Source organism: Pseudoalteromonas sp. SR44-2, from assembly GCF_014163745.1.
Taxonomy (GTDB): domain Bacteria; phylum Pseudomonadota; class Gammaproteobacteria; order Enterobacterales; family Alteromonadaceae; genus Pseudoalteromonas; species Pseudoalteromonas distincta.
The window spans coordinates 143,796-161,957 of sequence record NZ_JACJDW010000006.1 but is presented as its reverse complement, the minus strand read 5'-3'; the positions used below and the strand labels follow the sequence as shown (position 1 = coordinate 161,957).

The 18,162-nt window shown below is 39.8% G+C and carries 15 protein-coding genes; 4 read left to right on the top strand and 11 right to left on the bottom strand.

What is annotated here, in order from left to right; all coding sequences use genetic code 11:
* The 4 genes from H5115_RS20210 to H5115_RS05715 all read left to right on the top strand — a co-directional run.
* A partial coding sequence (locus tag H5115_RS20210; RefSeq protein ID WP_259396332.1) for a cadherin domain-containing protein occupies window positions 1–2,943 on the top strand: 2,943 nt, incomplete at its 5' end.
* A gap of 9 nt (window positions 2,944–2,952) precedes the next feature.
* Window positions 2,953–3,786 carry an MBL fold metallo-hydrolase gene (locus tag H5115_RS05725; protein WP_182754121.1) on the top strand — a complete coding sequence of 278 codons (834 nt, stop codon included), beginning with the start codon at window positions 2,953–2,955 and terminating at the stop codon, window positions 3,784–3,786.
* A 20-nt stretch (window positions 3,787–3,806) separates the two neighbouring features.
* Window positions 3,807–6,026: an adenylate/guanylate cyclase domain-containing protein gene (locus H5115_RS20320; protein WP_310736282.1), complete on the top strand. Its 2,220-nt coding sequence runs from the start codon at window positions 3,807–3,809 to the stop codon at window positions 6,024–6,026.
* Window positions 5,998–7,659, top strand: coding sequence for an HD family phosphohydrolase (locus H5115_RS05715; RefSeq protein WP_182754118.1), 1,662 nt, complete (start codon window positions 5,998–6,000; stop codon window positions 7,657–7,659). Before H5115_RS20320 ends, H5115_RS05715 begins: the two co-directional genes overlap by 29 nt.
* Before the next feature lie 288 nt (window positions 7,660–7,947).
* Here H5115_RS05715 and H5115_RS05710 read toward each other — a convergent pair whose 3' ends face one another.
* The 11 genes from H5115_RS05710 to H5115_RS05660 form a co-directional block, all read right to left on the bottom strand.
* On the bottom strand, window positions 7,948–9,375 hold the full coding sequence (locus H5115_RS05710) for an NAD-dependent succinate-semialdehyde dehydrogenase (protein ID WP_182682494.1): 1,428 nt from the start codon (window positions 9,373–9,375) through the stop codon (window positions 7,948–7,950).
* 254 nt (window positions 9,376–9,629) lie between these two features.
* Complete coding sequence (fdx, locus tag H5115_RS05705; protein WP_002958430.1) at window positions 9,630–9,968, bottom strand: ISC system 2Fe-2S type ferredoxin; 339 nt, start codon at window positions 9,966–9,968, stop codon at window positions 9,630–9,632.
* Window positions 9,969–9,979: 11 nt separating this feature from the next.
* Window positions 9,980–11,842 carry a Fe-S protein assembly chaperone HscA gene (gene hscA / locus H5115_RS05700; RefSeq protein WP_182754115.1) on the bottom strand — a complete coding sequence of 621 codons (1,863 nt, stop codon included), beginning with the start codon at window positions 11,840–11,842 and terminating at the stop codon, window positions 9,980–9,982.
* A gap of 41 nt (window positions 11,843–11,883) precedes the next feature.
* Window positions 11,884–12,411 carry a co-chaperone HscB gene (hscB, locus tag H5115_RS05695; protein ID WP_002958428.1) on the bottom strand — a complete coding sequence of 176 codons (528 nt, stop codon included), beginning with the start codon at window positions 12,409–12,411 and terminating at the stop codon, window positions 11,884–11,886.
* A gap of 82 nt (window positions 12,412–12,493) precedes the next feature.
* Window positions 12,494–12,817: an iron-sulfur cluster assembly protein IscA gene (gene iscA / locus H5115_RS05690; protein WP_002958427.1), complete on the bottom strand. Its 324-nt coding sequence runs from the start codon at window positions 12,815–12,817 to the stop codon at window positions 12,494–12,496.
* Between the two features lie 12 nt (window positions 12,818–12,829).
* Complete coding sequence (gene iscU, locus H5115_RS05685; RefSeq protein WP_002958426.1) at window positions 12,830–13,213, bottom strand: Fe-S cluster assembly scaffold IscU; 384 nt, start codon at window positions 13,211–13,213, stop codon at window positions 12,830–12,832.
* A 41-nt stretch (window positions 13,214–13,254) separates the two neighbouring features.
* Window positions 13,255–14,472, bottom strand: a complete 1,218-nt coding sequence (locus tag H5115_RS05680; protein ID WP_182720558.1) for an IscS subfamily cysteine desulfurase — start codon at window positions 14,470–14,472, stop codon at window positions 13,255–13,257.
* 24 nt (window positions 14,473–14,496) lie between these two features.
* Complete coding sequence (gene iscR / locus H5115_RS05675; RefSeq protein ID WP_002958424.1) at window positions 14,497–14,988, bottom strand: Fe-S cluster assembly transcriptional regulator IscR; 492 nt, start codon at window positions 14,986–14,988, stop codon at window positions 14,497–14,499.
* Between the two features lie 237 nt (window positions 14,989–15,225).
* Window positions 15,226–15,951 carry a tRNA (cytosine(32)/uridine(32)-2'-O)-methyltransferase TrmJ gene (gene trmJ / locus H5115_RS05670; RefSeq protein WP_002958423.1) on the bottom strand — a complete coding sequence of 242 codons (726 nt, stop codon included), beginning with the start codon at window positions 15,949–15,951 and terminating at the stop codon, window positions 15,226–15,228.
* Window positions 15,952–16,141: 190 nt separating this feature from the next.
* Window positions 16,142–16,897: a class I SAM-dependent methyltransferase gene (locus tag H5115_RS05665; RefSeq protein ID WP_182671023.1), complete on the bottom strand. Its 756-nt coding sequence runs from the start codon at window positions 16,895–16,897 to the stop codon at window positions 16,142–16,144.
* Window positions 16,898–16,954: 57 nt separating this feature from the next.
* A complete protein-coding gene (locus H5115_RS05660; RefSeq protein ID WP_182754112.1) occupies window positions 16,955–18,133 on the bottom strand; it encodes a response regulator transcription factor in 1,179 nt (392 codons plus the stop codon).
* Window positions 18,134–18,162: the final 29 nt, after the last annotated feature.

Sequence of the window (18,162 nt, the reverse complement as noted above, 5' to 3'; positions counted from 1 at the left end):
GATGGCGATAGCCTTGTCATAAGCGCAGCATCAGCTGATATTGGCTCAGCCTCAGTAGTTGGCAATCAAATTCAATATACCCCAGCTGCGAATACCAATGGACTCGCCACGGTAACTTATACTGTAAGTGATAATAATGGTGGAACCAATACAGCCACAGTCGCTATTACCATAACTGAGGTTAACGATGCACCTGTAGCATCGGTTCAAAGTTTTAGTATTAGTGAAAATGCTACAGATGGCGACATCATTGGGACTGTTAGCGCGTCAGATATTGAGAACCAGACCTTAACTTATAGTTTAACTGGCGGTGACACTGCTTCATTTGAAATTAATAGTAGCTCTGGTGTTTTATCAACCGTAGGTGAAAGCCCATTTGATTTTGAAACAACTAATCAATATATCTTAAATGTGACTATAACTGATGATGGCACACCTAATGAAAGTTCAAACGTTAACATAACCGTTAATATTACTGATGAAGTTGAACTTCTTATTCCAACTGAAGATGTGACATTTGGCCGCCCAATTACAGGAGAGCTTGATCTTTCGAACATTTTTTCTGGTGGTGAGTTTAAAGACAGTATTGAGCTTAATGGCAACCTATATTTTGTTGGTTTTACCAACAATGCTGATAAAGACCTTCTTATTGTCTCTTACTCAAATAATGGTGATATAAATACTGCCTTTAATAACACCGGCACTAAAATACTCGATTTAGATCAAGATGAGGAAGCCACAGCTATTATTTCTGACGGTACAGATCTTTTCATTGCCTATTCGAGTTTTGATGGCACCCATAATGAAGCTTGTATACTTAAAATGGATCTCGCTGGAACGTTAAGCACTGGTTCGGATGATGACGATGATGATGACGACGGTGAAAGTGGCGCAGGTATTCAGTGTACAACGCTTAATAGTACTACCGTTATTAATGACCTTGAAATTGATGACGATAAAATACTGGCTGTAGGTAAACACTTTGATGGGACTCAAAACGATAGCCTATGGATACATTACAAAAAATCAGATCTAGATTTTGAGAATTCTACTCCAGCTATTGTCGATGTTAGCGGCGCTAATCGAGATGATGAAGGCTTTGCAATTAAGAACTTTGATAAATCCGACTACTTAGTTGTAGGGACTGTTACCAGTGCAGAGGGAACAAAAGACTCTCTAATTCGTTATTTAAAATCTGATGGCGATAATGACAATAACTTTAATGGTGGCTCAGCACTAATAATTGATATATCAGATAATAATAAAGACGACGAACTTTTTGCTGTAGGCGGAGTTGCTGATTCTGAATTTACTGCCTTCGCAGGTGGGTATGTAACAAGAACCAGCGGTGAAAAAGAAGCAGTGGTATTAGCTATTAATAAAGATGGGGAACTAATCACCACCTTTGGTAATGCAGGCATTGCAATTTATGATATTGATAATGATAGTGGAAATGGTGATGGCGGCGCTAAGATTACGGGAATTAAACACGAGCCCATCAACAATGGTATTAGTTTGTCGGGGACTACTGGCGTATCGGTCTCAGAAAAATTATTTTCAGCACGGATTAATAGTGAAGGTACTTTAGATGATGCCTATGGCACCTCCGGCATTAATATAATTGATGGTATAAGTGGTAAGCAATTTGCCAACAGTTTAGCTATCGACCCTAATGACACTATTTGGGTAGCTGGTGTTAATGATGATTCAAGTACAAAACCGTTTATTGCAGCAATAGACAGTCAAGCCACATTATTTAGTAACTTTGAAACCAATGGTTACTCTACCTTTAATAATTTAGTAGATGCGACTAACGATGAATCAATGCACGTTTTACAACTTAGCAATGGCCCTAATGCTGGTAAATACATTCTTGCATCAACGGCTAAATTGGACTCAATTACTAAGTTAGTATTAACACGCTTTACGAGTGCGGGTGATATCGATACTAGCTTTAGCGAAAGTGGCCATAAAGAAATCGCCATAGATTTGAGTAAGACGCGTGTTGCTTTAACCGAGCAAAACGACGGCAATTTAGTTATTACAGGCTCTAAAAATAGTGAAAATGGTGAAGCGGGCTTTATAGCTAAAGTTGAACAGTCTGGTAATTTAGACACTTCATTTGCAACAGATGGTGTATATACAACTTCTGTCAGCGGCGCAGAATTGGTAGACCTGACAGATATTGCACTTGATAACAGCGGTAACATTATTACTGTTGGGTCAATAGTAACAAGTGGTACTCCTAACCCAATCGTTATAATGTTGACGCCAGAAGGGACTCTAGAGCCTAACTTTGGCACTGGCGGAAGTATCATAGGCTCAGCTTTTGAGTACTATAACCGCGTACATACCGACAATGCAGATATTTTCATTGGTGGTAAATCAGTATTAAGTGGCACTTCAAAGCTAATCGCATTGAAGTTGAGCTCAAACGGTACTGAAATCTTTAAATATGTAGGTGAGGAAACTACAGATACCGACAATAAAATAGTGCAGATTTTAACTGACACAACGGGTAAGTTATATTTAATAGCAAACCTTATTGATTCGCCAAATAAAGCCAATGTTATTAGGTTGCTTGTTACGGGTACGCTTGATACTAGCTTTGCCGTAAACGGTGTCGGTGAATATACTTTGGCCTCAACCGGTAACACTGAGCTAAGTGGTGCAGCGCTAGATAGCAGCAATCAACTTATTTTAGCAGGCAAGGCTAACAATAAAGGAATGTTAGCGCGCATTTTAACTGACGGTACTTTAGATAATACGTTTGGAGCCAGTGGTGTCGGATTTTATGAAGCAAGTCAATGTGTCAGTACGCATGTATTTACTTCAATCATCCTGCAAAATGATACCCAAGTTGTTGTAAGTAGCACTTGTAATGACACTAACTCTAACAATGTTAGTATTTCTAAATTCAATTTTGAAGCAGATGGAGCTTAGCCTTAAATTATGAAAGTTGAATTTTTTGGTGTTAGAGGCTCGATGCCTTCAGCTGGAAGTAATACACACATTTTTGGGGGAAATACCTCATGTGTGTACATTGAACAAAACAACGGTAAAGATCTTATTTTAGACTCTGGTACCGGTATTGTAGAACTCGGTGCACGTTTACTAGAAACACAAAGTCCTATCAATATTTTACTAACGCATAATCATTGGGATCATATTCAAGGGTTTCCTTTTTTTAAACCTATCTACCAACCCAACCGCAATATAACCATTGTAGCTGGCAACGTTGATGATAAAAAAAGCCAAGATGCCATATTAAAGCAAATGAGTGGTTCGTACTTTCCTGTGTGTTATCAGGATTTACCTGCCAGCATTACGCTAAATACTGATTTATCGTCTCAAAAGCAATTTACACTTAACGGTTTTTTGGTTTCGACTGCTCCACTGAATCACCCTGGTGGCGGTACTGCTTATTGCATTAAAGCAGATGAAAAAAAGATAGCCTACGTTACCGACAATGAGCTAAACCCACCGGACAAGGTAAACACAAGTATTTGCGAATGGAGCAATTTTATTGAAGGCGCTGATTTACTAATTCACGATGCTCAATTTATAGATGCAGACTTGCCTCTTAAGCATGGTTGGGGTCATAGCACCATAGATCAGGTTGCTGAGCTTGCTATAAAAGCGAGTATTAAAAATGTGATTATTATTAGCCACGATCCATCAAGAACCGATGAACAGTTAGTCGCTATAGAAAAGTATTTACACACGCAGTACGCTCAACAGGTAAAAATAGAATGCGGCCGAGAAGGACGAGTTTTTGATTTTTAGTCTATCAAGGAGCGTTACTCATTAGCTTCTTAAAACCCATTACCTCAAAGCATTTTTTTATTGGCGCTGTTATTACATTATTAATTGCATCAATAGAGTTATTTTCAACTGGGTCGCTTGCAAAGTTAGTTAACCGTGTAGAAGGTATAATATACGACTCTCGGTTATTACTGACGCTTTCAGAGACGCCTAGGCGCATAGATGAAACCGTTGTAATAATTGATATCGATGAAAAGAGCATGCAAGAACAAGGACGCTTTCCTTGGAGTCGCTCAAAATTAGCAGACCTTGTTACAAAGCTTAGCGATGCAGGTGTTATTGTTATTGCATTCGATATATTTTTTTCTGAACAGGAAGAAAACCCTGTTACAAAAATTATGTCTGAAATTCCTGATTTATCAAAAAAGTACACCATCCCCTTTGCTGAAATTACTAAACAAGTCGATGCAGACACAAAACTAGCAAGCGCATTATCTAAAAATGATACTGTTCTTGGTTTTTTACTAATTGATGAACAACTGACTAATCAAAACTTGCCAGCTAAAAACAGTGTTGTATGGACAAGCGAAGAGCACACTAATTCACAAATAAACCAGTTTCCTGGTGCTATTGTAAATATTCCACAGTTACAAAATGCTGCAACGGGCACCGGCTTTATTAATGCACATATTGACGAAGATGGCTTTATACGTAAAGCAGCTCTTATAAATCGAGTTGGCGATAAGCTTTATCCTTCTTTAGCACTTGAAGTTGCTCGACTTTATACCCTTGCTGAAAACATAGAAACCCGTTCCAATAGGTTAGATGGTATAACCTTATTCGAAGGTATAAAGTTTCAAGATAAGTGGATTCAAACTGATGAGTATGGGCAAATATTAATTCCTTACAAAGGGCGTGCGCATAGCTTCCCCTATTATTCGGCTACCGATATTTTGACCAAAAAAATTGGTTTAGATGAATTAGAAGGCACAGTAGCCTTTATTGGTACTTCCGCCGTAGGGCTTGCTGATTTAAGATCAACACCTGTTGGTCTGCAATACCCTGGTGTGGAGGTTCATGCCAATATATTTGAAGGGTTAATGCACCCAGAGCTACTGCCATCTAAACCTAATTGGTCACAGGGAGCAAGCTTACTCATCATTGCATTGACGGGTTGCGTACTGTCGTTTTTTAGCCACGCTAAGAGCGCACGTTTTATTATTGTTTTGTCTCTTACAGTCACAAGTGTCGTTATATTTTTAAACGTTTATTTATGGTCAGTACAAAAAATTAGTTTACCTTTATTAATGCCTCTTTTACTCATCATTATATTAGCCGGTTATTACATCATTGTAGGCTCTATCGCTGAAATGAAACACAGCCGAAAAATAAAATCTATGTTTGACCAATATGTTCCTCCTGAGCGTATAAACCAAATGATACTGCAAGGTAAAAGTTTATCTCAAAAAAGTGAGCGAAAAAATATGACGGTGTTGTTTGCCGACATTCGTAGTTTCACTTCACTATCAGAAAGTATGTCGCCTCATCAGTTAAGTGAATATTTAAACGAATATCTTACAGCTATTACCAAAATCATATTTGATCATCACGGAACTATTGATAAGTACGTAGGCGATATGGTGATGGCATTTTGGAATGCCCCACTAAAAGATGAAAACCACGCTCGCCATGGTGTTGAAGCCGCGATGTCTATGATCAACGGGTTAACGAAAATAAATCAGTTATTTGCAGAAAACAACCAGCCTGCAATAAAAATAGGTATCGGTTTAAGTACTGGCGACATGAATGTAGGTGATATGGGTTCGGTTTACCGTAAAGCCTATACAGTTCTTGGTGATACTGTTAATTTAGGTGCTAGAGTAGAAAGCTTGACCAAATTTTATGGCGTAGCTATTCTTGTTACAGAAGAGACGATGAAAAAATGCCCTCATATTTCATTTCGTTTAATAGATAAAGTGCAAGTTGTTGGTAAAACAGCCGCTGTACAGTTGTTTGAACCTATAAACTTTACAGATAAGCTCGATGAAGAGCAGTTAAATGAAGTTAAAAAGTCGCAGCAGGCCATGACGCTTTTTTATAATAAAAACTGGCCACAAGCACTTAGCTTATTTAAAGAACTACGCAGTACAACCGTATTTAGCCCCAACATTTATGCCATTTTTATTGAACGTATTAAGGGCACTGATTTGCAAACACTAGCTAAGGATTGGAATGGTGCCTTCAAACATACTCAAAAGTAGTAAACATATGCGACAGCACATTAAAGACAAAACAAATCTTCAGCACTTTATCGATATTAGCATTAGACTAACAACCGAAAAAAACTCGTCTAAGTTACTTGATGAAATACTGCAAGTTGTAATGTCGATAGCACATTCTGATGCTGGCAGCATTTACTCTATTACCCCAAACAGACAACTCAAGTTTGAAACGGTAATAAACAAGTCATTAAATCTTTATTTAGGTGGCACGTTAGGTGGTCCTGTTGATTTTCCTAATATAGATCTTTTTATTGATGGCAAACCAAATGACACTGCTATTGTTGCGCATTCTGTTAATACAGGGGAAGTGATTAACATTCCTGACGTGTATGATGCCTTGCCTTTTGATATGAGCGCTGCACGCAAAATGGATGCTCGCACGGGTTATCGTTCTGAGTCCATGCTAACAATTCCTTTAAAAGATCATGAAGATGACATTATTGGCGTAATCCAGCTTATAAATGTAAAAGATGCGCAAAATAAAAACATTCCTTTTAGTGAAGAGCTCGTCACTCTAATTCGATCTTTTGCCTCTTTAGGCGCTATTTCGCTAACTAACTCAACACTAATTAAGGGAATGGAAGATCTCTTTTCGACCTTTGCTGAAACAATTGCGATGGCAATAGATGAAAAGTCTCCTCATACCGGTGGCCATTGTAAACGAGTGCCAGCACTCACGTTAATGCTAGCTGATGCCGTTAATGATATAAATATAGGTCCTTTGGCTTCATTTTCGATGACTGAAGCTGACCGACATGAGCTTGATATAGCTGGCTGGTTACATGACTGTGGGAAAATAGCGACTCCCGATCACATCATGGAAAAGTCGACAAAACTAGAAACTATTTTTGATCGAATAAAATATGTAGATGCTAAATTTGAAATAATTAGCCGAGATTTAAAAATAGCGTATCAGCAAAAGATCATCTGTGCGATGAAGCTGCAAAAGCCTATCGAAGTTCAACAATTTGAACGCCTACTTGATACCGAGCTTAAACAGTTGGCATTAGACCGTGCATTATTACAGCGTGTTAATGTAGGGGGCGAGTTTTTAGGTGATGCAGAACTTGAGCACATTGAACGCATTGCAAACAAATACCAACTCGTTATTAATGATATTAATACACCATTGCTCTCAGCTGATGAAGTTGAAAACTTAACAATACGAAGAGGCACGCTAACCGAAGCCGAACGTGAAGTAATGAAGCGTCATATGGATGTAACTAAAAATATTTTAGATGCCCTGCCGTTTCCTAAACACTTAAGCAATGTTACTGAATATGCTTTAGGTCATCATGAAAAACTTGATGGTACTGGTTACCCAAGAGGTTTAACCAAAGAGCAAATGTCGGTGCCTGCAAGGTTAATGGCTATTACGGATATTTTTGAAGCGCTATCTGCAGTAGACAGACCCTACAAAAAAGCAAAACCGGTCAGTGAGTGTTTATTTATTTTAGGGTCAATGGTTGCTAAAAACCATCTTGATGGTGATATTTTTGCTATTTTTATTGAGTCAGAGGTTTATAAAAATTATATCAACGAGTATGCAGATCCAGAGCAGTTAGATGAGATAGATTTTGATAATTTACCCGGTTACACACCTATAAGTTAGCACCTATAAGCCATGCCTTTATTCAAAATGCGCTTATTACAGTCTATAACTATTGAAACAAAAAAATGCCACCATACGGTGGCATTTACACACGGGGTTATTTCTACTTATAGAAATCCTTTTACTTTTTATTTGTTTTTTTATGTTGTTTTATTAACAAAAAATATGGCTCCAAAGGTAGCATTTAGTGCTCTGTGTAGCAACAGTAAAAGATAAAGTTCATATATCTGCCATATTAACGTCATAAAAAAGCGCGAAGTAAATTCGCGCTCATAAACTTAACGGGCGTTATATTTTAATACACACGTACTTTTCTTCTAAGTACTCATCAAGCCCTTGATGACCGCCTTCTCGGCCTAAACCAGATTGCTTAACACCACCAAATGGCGCTACTGGGTTTGATATAACACCTTCATTAACGCCGACCATACCAAATTCAAGCCCTTCACTAACTCGGTAAATTTGCTTAATATTTTGGCTGTAAAAATAGGCTGCTAGGCCAAATGGTACATCGTTAGCAAGCGCAAGCACTTCACTTTCTTCATCAAAAGGAATAACCGTCAATACCGGACCAAATACCTCTTCGTGGTAAATATCCATGTCTGTAGTTACGTTGTTTACTATTAATGGATTTTGAAAACTGCCACCTAAGTCACTATTATCGCCAATCAGCGTCGCGCCCTTATCGAGTGCGTCTTGTACTAACTGCTGTACTTTCTCTTTGGCTTTAGGGTAAATAAGCGGACCAATATCAACATCGTCTTCAAAACCATTTGCCACTTTTAACGCTGCAACCTTAGGCGTGATTTTTGACAGTACTTTGTCGAGAATATTACGCTGTATAAAAATACGGTTTGCAGCAACACATGCCTGCCCACTGTTTCTAAATTTAGCCGCCATTAGCCCTTCAACAGCTTCATCTAAGTCGGCATTATCAAAAATAACAAAAGGTGCATTACCGCCAAGCTCCATCGAGGTGCGTTTAATTGTGTCAGCACATTGCGATAGCAACTGCTTACCAACACCGGTAGAACCGGTAAATGTAAACTTACGCACGACTTCTGAGTCAGTCAGCATTTTACCTACTGTTTTGGCATCTTGAGAAACCAGTACATTAAATGCACCTTTAACAAAACCGGCTTGATCAGCTAAGTAAGCAAGTGCGATAGCACAAAGTGGCGTGTGTTCAGAAGGTTTAAGTATAAAGCTACAGCCCGCAGCGTAAGCTGGCGCTACTTTACGAGTAACCATAGCAATAGGAAAGTTCCACGGCGTTATACCAGCTACAACACCGACAGGCTGCTTAAAGCTAGTTAAACGATGCGAGTCATCTGTTGGCGGAATTACATCTCCGTAACTACGTTTGGCTTCTTCTGCAAACCATTTGATAAAACCTGCACCGTAATCAATCTCACCAAGAGATTCTTTGAGTGGCTTGCCTTGCTCTTTGGTCATTAGCTCTGCAAGTGTTTGCTTGTGTTTTATTACTAGCTCATACCAGCGCATCAAGGTTTCGCTTCGCTCAGTGGCATTTGTCGTTTTTAACTTAACAAAAGCCCCTTGAGCTGCGTTTATTGCGCTATTTACACCCTGCTCGTCAATATCACTTACTTCAACAATACTTTTTTCGGTAGCGGGATCGTTAACACTAAAGCGCGTATCGGTTTTATAAAATTCGCCGTTAATAAATGAGTCAGAAAAAATAAGATTACTCAAAATAAACCTCCAAAATTACGTTTTCAGGTGTTAGCTTTTAATGCGTGGCATAGAGCCAAGGCTAACATTTTAGGATCTTTGCTCACGTGAGAAGCGCAGCTTCTATATTTATAACCTAGAGTTAAAACACATAACGCCAGCAAGCTTTGCTTGCCTGCAAAATAACTTACGAGCTTTGCTTGTCACGCCTACAATTCACAAACAAAAAAGCCGCTGTATCAAACAGCGGCTTTTAATATATACATCGTTAAAAACTAGTGCTCTTCATTAACGATATTGAGATTGTACTTAGGTATTTCAACCACTAGGTCTTCATCTCTTATAATTGCTTGGCAACCAAGGCGTGACTCAGGCTCTAAGCCCCATGCTTTATCTAGCATGTCGTCTTCTAGCTCATCACTTTCTTCAAGTGAGTCAAATCCTTCACGAATCACTAAGTGACACGTAGTACATGCACAAGACTTTTCACAAGCATGCGCAATGCTAATACCATTTTTAAGCGCAGCGTCGAGTACCGTTTGACCTGTAGGAGCTTCAATTGCAGCGCCGTCAGGACATAATTCAGGATGTGGAAGAAAAACAATTTGTGGCATTCTAATCTCTCTTAAATGTTGTCTACTGACTGCCCTGTAAGGGCCTTTTTAATTGATGCATCCATTCTACGCGATGCAAAGTCGCTACTCGCATTATCGACTTTTTCGATAGCTGCTTTAATTTCGCCAGGCTCTTGTGCATTTTCGCGCACTTTTACCAGTTCTGCAATTTCAGCGCGTAAGTTAGCTAGTTGCATATCGTCAAGTAATGCACCATCGGCTTCAAGTGATGCGTTAAGCGCTTCTATTACGCGCAACGCTTCTACTTGTTGCTCTTTAAGCATACGCGCTTGCATGTCGCCTTTAGCGTTGCTCATCGACTCTTTTAGCATGTTAGCTACTTGGTCATCAGATAAACCAAACGAAGGCTTAACTTGAATCTCAGCTTGTACACCTGTTGATTTTTCCATAGCTGAAACACTTAATAGGCCATCAGCATCAACTTTAAAGGTTACACGAATATGCGCAGCGCCTGCCGCCATTGGTGGAATACCTTTTAAGCTAAACTTAGCAAGCGGTCGACAATCATCAACAAGCTCACGCTCACCTTGCAGCACATGTAATGACATGGCTGTTTGACCGTCTTTAAACGTTGTAAATTCTTGTGCGCGTGCTACCGGAATCGTTGTATTACGCGGAATGATTTTTTCAACCAAACCACCCATCGTTTCAAGGCCTAGCGATAACGGTAATACATCAAGCAATAACATGTCAGAATCGGGCTTATTGCCAATTAACACGTCGGCTTGAAGCGCGGCACCTAAGGCTACAACACGATCAGGATCGATTGAAGTTAGCGGCTCTTTATCAAAAAAGCTTTGTACTTGGCTACGTACCAATGGCATACGGGTTGAACCGCCTACCATAATAACTTGCAGCACTTCTTCATTTTCAATGCCAGCATCTTTTACAGCACGACGACACGAGCGCAGCGTTTTTTTAATTAGTGGCATAGCCATTTCATCAAACGTTTCGCGCGTTACTTCAACGGTGTATTTTTGATCGTCAAACTCAAGGCCCACGTTTACTTTAGCGTATTGGCTTAATGCTTCTTTACACGCTTTTGCTTTATTGATAAATAAACGTAAAACTGAAGGTGATAATGCTGACACACCTGTTTGCTGCTTAAAGTAATCAACAAGGAGCGAATCAAAGTCATCGCCGCCGAGGCTAGAGTCGCCACCGGTTGCCATTACTTCAAACACACCTTGGTGTAATCTAAGTACTGATATATCAAACGTACCACCGCCTAAATCATAAACAGCAATAATACCTTCTTGGCCAGAGTCTAAACCATAAGCGACTGCTGCTGCTGTTGGTTCATTTAATAAACGTAGTACGTTAATACCAGCAAGCTCTGCGGCATCTTTAGTACTTTGGCGCTGTGCGTCATCAAAGTACGCTGGTACTGTGATTACAGCCCCTAAAATTTCTTGGTTGCCAAAACTTTGCTCAGCTCGTGCTTTTAATGCAGCTAAAATATGGCTTGATGCTTTAATTGGACTAATTTTACCTGCCGCAGTTTCTATTGCTAGCGCACCATTGTGCTCACAAAATTCATACGGTAGTTGCCCATAACTTTGCTCTATTTCTGCCTGAGTTTTACCTAAAAAACGCTTAACCGAAATAAGTGTGTTAGCAGGGTCTTGCGTTGCTGCTTGTGCAGCTTCTGCGCCAACAGTAATACCGCCTGCTTGATAACGAACAACCGACGGTAACATAGCCGCGCCAAGATCATCAGTTAACGTGCGGGCTTCGCCGCTTTGCACTGTTGCAACTAATGAATTAGTTGTACCAAGGTCAATACCAATTGCTAGTTTATGTTCGTGTGGTGCCGCGCTTTGCCCCGGCTCAGCAATTTGCAATAATGCCATAATGCTCTTTAAACTCGTGTTGCTCGCTTTGCAGCAAGTAATTAATCGTCAAATAAACTGTCTTCGATACGCTCTAGTTCTTCACGTAACTTATAAACAAACTTCAGTTTACGAATATTATCTGCGGCAAGTTGATATTGCTGCTCATCATTACTTGCTAATTGCTCAGCAAGTTGTGCACTGTATTGCGCGTTTAATTGCTTAATTTGTTTTTCAAAATTTGCAATGGCGGTATCAGGATCGCTAGCTGATGTTAGCTCTTCAAGTTCTTCGCGAAGTTCCATTTGCTGCATTAAAAACATTGGATCTTGCAAAGTTTGCTGCTCTGCACGAATATCAACGCCTAGCTCGCTCAACATATATTCAGCACGTTTTACTGGGTGCTTTAATGTTTGTAGCGCATCGTTAATTTCGGCAGTGCTTTGCACAGCCATTAACTTATCGCGGCTGCTCGCATTCGCGTGGCGATCGGGATGTACAGTACGCTGTAATTCCAAGTAGTGCTTGTTAACCGTTGCTAAATCAATATTGTAATCAACGGGGACTGCAAATAATTCAAAGTAACGCATAACTTCAACCAATAATATTCAGATATAACAAAGCCCTACATTAACTGGCAGGGCTTATTTATACTACAAAGATATTTAAAGCTTAAACGGTAAAGCTTTCGCCACAACCACACTCATCTGCTTGATTCGGGTTATTAAATTTAAACCCTTCATTTAAGCCTTCTTTAGTGTAGTCGAGCTCTGTGCCGTCAATGTAAACTAAGCTTTTAGCGTCAACAATTAATGTAACACCTTTAGCCGCAAAAGTTTCATCGTCTTCGTTTAAATCGTCAACAAACTCAAGTACATAAGCAAGACCTGAACAGCCCGTCGTTTTAATGCCAACGCGCAGGCCTAAACCTTTACCGCGGTTTGCTAAAAATGATTGTACGCGGTTTGCTGCCGCATCTGTCAATGTCACTGCCATGAGTTTCTCTTCTTACTTCGCTTGTTTGCTTTTGTAGTCTGCAATTGCTGCTTGAATTGCGTCTTCGGCTAAAATTGAACAGTGAATTTTCACTGGTGGCAACTCAAGCTCTGCACTGATATCAGTGTTTTTAATTGTCGCTGCTTCGTCTAGCGTTTTGCCTTTAACCCACTCTGTTACAAGTGAAGATGAAGCAATTGCGCTACCACAACCGTAGGTTTTGAATTTTGCATCTTCAATAACGCCAGTGGCAGATACTTTAATTTGCAGTTTCATTACGTCACCACATGCTGGTGCGCCTACCATACCCGTTGCCACTGACGGATCGTTCTTATCTAGAGTACCTACGTTACGTGGGTTTTCTACGTGGTCGATTACTTTATCACTATAAGCCATTATTCTATCCTCATTACCTGCTAGGGTATGTGCTCACACTATTAGTGGTGAGCCCATTCAACTGAATCTAAATCAATACCTTCTTGATGCATCTCCCAAAGTGGAGACATCTCACGTAGGCGACCGATAGAGTTTTTCATTAATTCGACGGTATAATCAATCTCTTCTTCGGTAGTAAAGCGACCAATACTAAAACGAATTGAGCTATGTGCTAATTCGTCGTTACGGCCAAGTGCACGTAATACATAAGAAGGCTCTAAGCTTGCAGATGTACAGGCTGAACCTGACGATACTGCAATGTCTTTTACTGCCATAAGTAACGACTCACCTTCAACAAAGTTAAAGCTGATGTTTACAATACCCGGTACTGATTGGTCTTGTGTGCCGTTAAAGTATACTTCGTCCATATCAGCCATAATGCCGTCGATTAAACGATTACGTAAGGCGCTGATGTGTGCGTGATCTTTTTCGAAATCTTGCTTAGCAATTTTAAACGCAGTACCCATACCCACTAATTGGTGAGTTGCTAGTGTACCAGAGCGCATACCGCGTTCATGTCCGCCACCGTGCATTTGCGCTTCAAGGCGAGCGCGTGGTTTACGACGAACGTAAAGTGCACCAATACCTTTAGGGCCATACACTTTATGTGCAGAGAACGACATAAAATCAACTTTAAGCTGTTGCACGTCGATTAATACTTTGCCCGCGCTTTGCGCTGCATCTACGTGGAACATAATTTTACGTTCGCGACACATTTCGCCAATAGTCGCGATATCTTGAATTACACCTAGCTCGTTATTAACGTGCATGATGCTTACAAGTACTGTGTCGTCACGCATTGTGTCGGCAAGTTTTTGTAAATCAAGTAGGCCGTTTTCTTCAACGTCCATGTAAGTTACTTCAAAACCTTGGCGCTCAAGCTCACGACATGTGTCGATTACAGCTTTATGCTCAGTTTTAGCGGTAATAACGTGCTTACCTTTTTTCTTGTAAAACTGTGCTGCACCTTTAATAGCAAGGTTATTTGATTCTGTTGCACCCGATGTGAAAACAATTTCACGTGGGTCTGCATTAATTAAATCAGCAATATCTGTACGCGCTTGGTCAACAGCTTCTTCTGCTTGCCAACCAAAACGGTGTGAGCGTGACGCAGGATTACCAAACTTACCGTCCATTGTCAGGCACTGCATCATTTCTTTAGCAACACGTTCATCAACAGGCGTGGTCGCTGCGTAATCTAAATAAATCGGTAACTTCATTTCTCTCTCCGCTGCAGGTCAACCTTAAAGTTGACAGCTTACTTGAATGTTTTCCAACTGCTTAATTGCATTATTGATACTGTTATCTTGGCGCGATGCTATTTCTTTCACATCTGATTTTTCCACCAATTCAGCAAGGGTAATATTATTCAAAAATTCTTCTATGCGTGCGCTTAAGTCTGACCACAAATTATGTGTTAAACAACGCATACCACTCTGACAGCCGGTATCGGCACCTTGGCAACGTGTTGCATCGACCGATTCGTCTACGGCGCTAATAATATCGCCAACAGAGATAACGCCCGCTTCACGTCCTAGTAAATAACCACCACCAGGTCCACGAACAGAACTTACTAGGCCATTTTTACGTAAACGAGCAAATAATTGTTCAAGGTAAGACAAAGAAATTTCTTGTCTTTGTGAAATATCAGCAAGGGCTACAGGACCTACACCTGTGTGTAGTGCAACATCCAGCATAGCTGTAACGGCATATCTGCCTTTTGATGTTAACTTCATAACGCCCCCTGCACAAAAGAGTGCAAATTTTAATTACCAGAGTAAATTAGTCAAGTATTATCACTTGATAAAAATTTGATTTATAAACTCTTACTTTTTAAATTGTAGAGTTAACAAACTTTCAATACTTGACCTCTTTGGTCAAGTATTACAGCCATTGTAATTACCTGAGTATTTTAGTCAAGTATTAGCTAGTTATTTACCCATTGGTTTTTATAACTAATAGCTATACCTAAGTTACTTAGGGATAGACTTATTAATTGAGGTGAGAATACCGCGTAAAATATTCATTTCGGCATCTTCTGGGTGAGCTCGGTTAAATAAACGACGTAATTTAGTCATAACTAAACCAGGGTGCTGTTTGATAATAAAGCCTGTTTTGAAAAGCGTCTCTTCAAGGTGCTCATAGAACAGCTCTGTTTGTTTTGAGCTTGGGTAAACAGCATCGTCTTCTTCAACCTTTTTAGGTTGTTGATTTAAAAATGCCATACGTGTTTCGTAACTAAGTGTTTGTACGGCCATAGCTAAATTAAGCGAGCTGTACTCTGGATTAGCAGGAATACATACGTGGTAATTACAAAGCTGTAATTCTTCATTAGTTAAGCCGCTGTTTTCACGACCAAATACTAGCGCTACAGGACCATTTACAGCTTCAGCAACGAGTTTTTCACCACATTCACGTGGTTCAACCATTGGCCACGAAAGCGTACGAGAACGCGCACTTGTGCCAATTGTTAATGTACAGTCAGCGATAGCTTCTTCAACAGTACCTACAATAACTGCATTGCCTAAAACATCAGTTGCGCCTGCAGCTAAAGCACTTGCTTGGCTGTCTATTTCACAAGCAGGATCAACTAAATAAAGCTTTGATAAACCCATGGTTTTCATGGCGCGAGCCGCCGAACCAATATTGCCCGAATGTGACGTGTTAACTAAAACAATGCGAATATCATCTAAGATCATTACTGTGCTACTTTGCTATGCCAAAAAATTGCGCAAATTCTAACATGAAAATGTAATAAGATCCTAGATTCAAAAGGCTAGATCCTAAGATCCAAGCCAATATAACGATTCTTACATGGGTAAATTGTCGCTGAAATCAAATGTCGCTGAAATCATAGTATATATCTATACCACCAATTTGTTTTGATGTTTAAACCATTGCCGCCTTTACATAAACATCAAAACGGTTCTTTTTGGTTTTAATTTGCATACTTGGGGTTTTTTCGTTTAAGAATGGCGCATAATCGGGGCGTTTTACAACGACACGCTTACTGGCAAGTGGATAGGCAAAATCAAGTAGGTCGTCTGCGTCGTTGTCTGCACCAACTAGCTCTTGAAATACGCGCATTTCTTTTTTAACTAATGCTGATTTTTCGCGATGCGGAAACATAGGATCTAAATAAACAACATCGGGCATGCTTTCGCACTGAGAGAGCAAGGTATGGCTTGAGCCAAATATTAGGCTCATGTTTTCTTTCATCCACACACCAATTTCAATATCGCTATAGGCTCGCTTTAACCCATCGTATAAAAGGGCTGCAACAACCGGATGACGTTCATGTAATATGACTTTGCACCCTAGCGAGGCAAGTACAAAGCCGTCTCGCCCAAGGCCTGCGGTAGCATCAAGCACAACAGGCGTTGCACCTTTATTTAAGCCAACTGCTTTGGCAATTGCTTGCCCTTTACCACCGCCAAACTTACGCCTATGGGCAGCAGCACCGGTTACAAAATCAACATTAATTGCACCTAGTTTAGGCTCGTCGGTTTTAAATAGGCTTAACCCTTTATCGTCATAATGTAAGCTAAAGCCACTGCAATTTTGCGCCCATTGGGCTAAACCAAAGCGTGTTTCTAATTCATTTAAATAAGGACGTAACTCTTTAAAAGCACACTGAATAACCACAATAAACTCCGACGATAAAATACGCCTGTAGTATATCAACCGCTTTACTTTAAAGCACTAAAATAGCTCTATATCACTGTGATGATTCGTATTGACATTTGCGGCTTCCGCTTTAGTGCGTAAATTAGATATAAGTTCATTGCGGCTTTCGGCAACTTGTTTTAGCTGATATTTGATAAAGGCTAAATCGCTATTAGCCGATACAAATAACTGCATTGTTTGATCTAATTGAGATATATATAAGGTGAGATCGGCAGGATTTGCTTGTGTTTGTTGTAGCTTAATAGCGCAGTCCAGCTCATGTAGCTGCTCTATAAACACTTTAGTACTTTTGTTTTGCTCTATATTTTGTGTAGTTAACTGCTTAACAATATCTTGAAGGGCTGTACTTATTTGAGCTGCCTGCTCATAACTGCTTTCGCTTCTTTCCATGGTAATAACCTTCTCGTTAGTTACTTCTAATATATGCGGGAACAGATCTTTATAGCGCCCGTACAAAGCATCGTTATCAACTGGCATATTTTTTATTAAAAGGGATACTTTGGGGTAATTAATTATAGTACTACTACCAATATCAACAAATCGTTGAGCTTGTCTGTGTTGCTCCAGCAGCTCTTGCTCTAACGGGCAAACACCGCTTTGCTGGCTGTAAAAAACACCTGTTCCTTGATACCAAAACACGACCACAACATCTAAATTTAAAGGAGCAAAAAAGGTAAAAAAGTGTTCACTCAACGATTGAAAGTTATTAGCATGATAACTTTGTCCAACGTAGCGCATTATACGGCCCATATCGCCCGACTCTGTCATCGCTATTTCCGCTGTTTTATTCGCTTTTGCTATATCCAGTTTTAGTTTTGTGCATTTTTGCCTATATTCGTAAAGTACCTTTATTCGCGCTATTAACTCTTCTGCATTAAAAGGTTTTGTAATGTAATCAGATGCGCCAACGCTATAACCTTTTACACGATCGCTTAGCTCTATTTTAGATGAGAGAAACATAACGGGAATATCTTGAGTGCTTTCACTGTGCTTTATCGTTTTACACACGTCATAGCCTGACATACCTGGCATTTCAATATCGAGTAAAATAATATCAGGGTTATATTTATTGGTTAGCCTTAATCCTTCATCGCCATCTTTTGCATGAATTATTTTACAAAACCCTGCTAAAGACTCTTCAATTATATGATGAACATACTTGTCGTCATCAATTGCCAATACCAACTTTGCCATGCCTTAATCCATTTTAATAGGTGTGCTAA

Excerpts from the sequence above, each read along its gene's own strand:
- fdx (WP_002958430.1), bottom strand. The coding sequence starts at position 9,968 with ATGCCACAAATTGTTTTTCTTCCACATCCTGAATTATGTCCTGACGGC.
- iscU (WP_002958426.1), bottom strand. The coding sequence starts at position 13,213 with ATGGCTTATAGTGATAAAGTAATCGACCACGTAGAAAACCCACGTAAC.
- H5115_RS05715 (WP_182754118.1), top strand. The coding sequence starts at position 5,998 with ATGGTGCCTTCAAACATACTCAAAAGTAGTAAACATATGCGACAGCAC.
- H5115_RS05680 (WP_182720558.1), bottom strand. The coding sequence starts at position 14,472 with ATGAAGTTACCGATTTATTTAGATTACGCAGCGACCACGCCTGTTGAT.
- iscR (WP_002958424.1), bottom strand. The coding sequence starts at position 14,988 with ATGAAGTTAACATCAAAAGGCAGATATGCCGTTACAGCTATGCTGGAT.
- hscB (WP_002958428.1), bottom strand. The coding sequence starts at position 12,411 with ATGCGTTACTTTGAATTATTTGCAGTCCCCGTTGATTACAATATTGAT.
- iscA (WP_002958427.1), bottom strand. The coding sequence starts at position 12,817 with ATGGCAGTGACATTGACAGATGCGGCAGCAAACCGCGTACAATCATTT.
- H5115_RS05725 (WP_182754121.1), top strand. The coding sequence starts at position 2,953 with ATGAAAGTTGAATTTTTTGGTGTTAGAGGCTCGATGCCTTCAGCTGGA.
- H5115_RS05660 (WP_182754112.1), bottom strand. The coding sequence starts at position 18,133 with ATGGCAAAGTTGGTATTGGCAATTGATGACGACAAGTATGTTCATCAT.
- hscA (WP_182754115.1), bottom strand. The coding sequence starts at position 11,842 with ATGGCATTATTGCAAATTGCTGAGCCGGGGCAAAGCGCGGCACCACAC.
- trmJ (WP_002958423.1), bottom strand. The coding sequence starts at position 15,951 with ATGATCTTAGATGATATTCGCATTGTTTTAGTTAACACGTCACATTCG.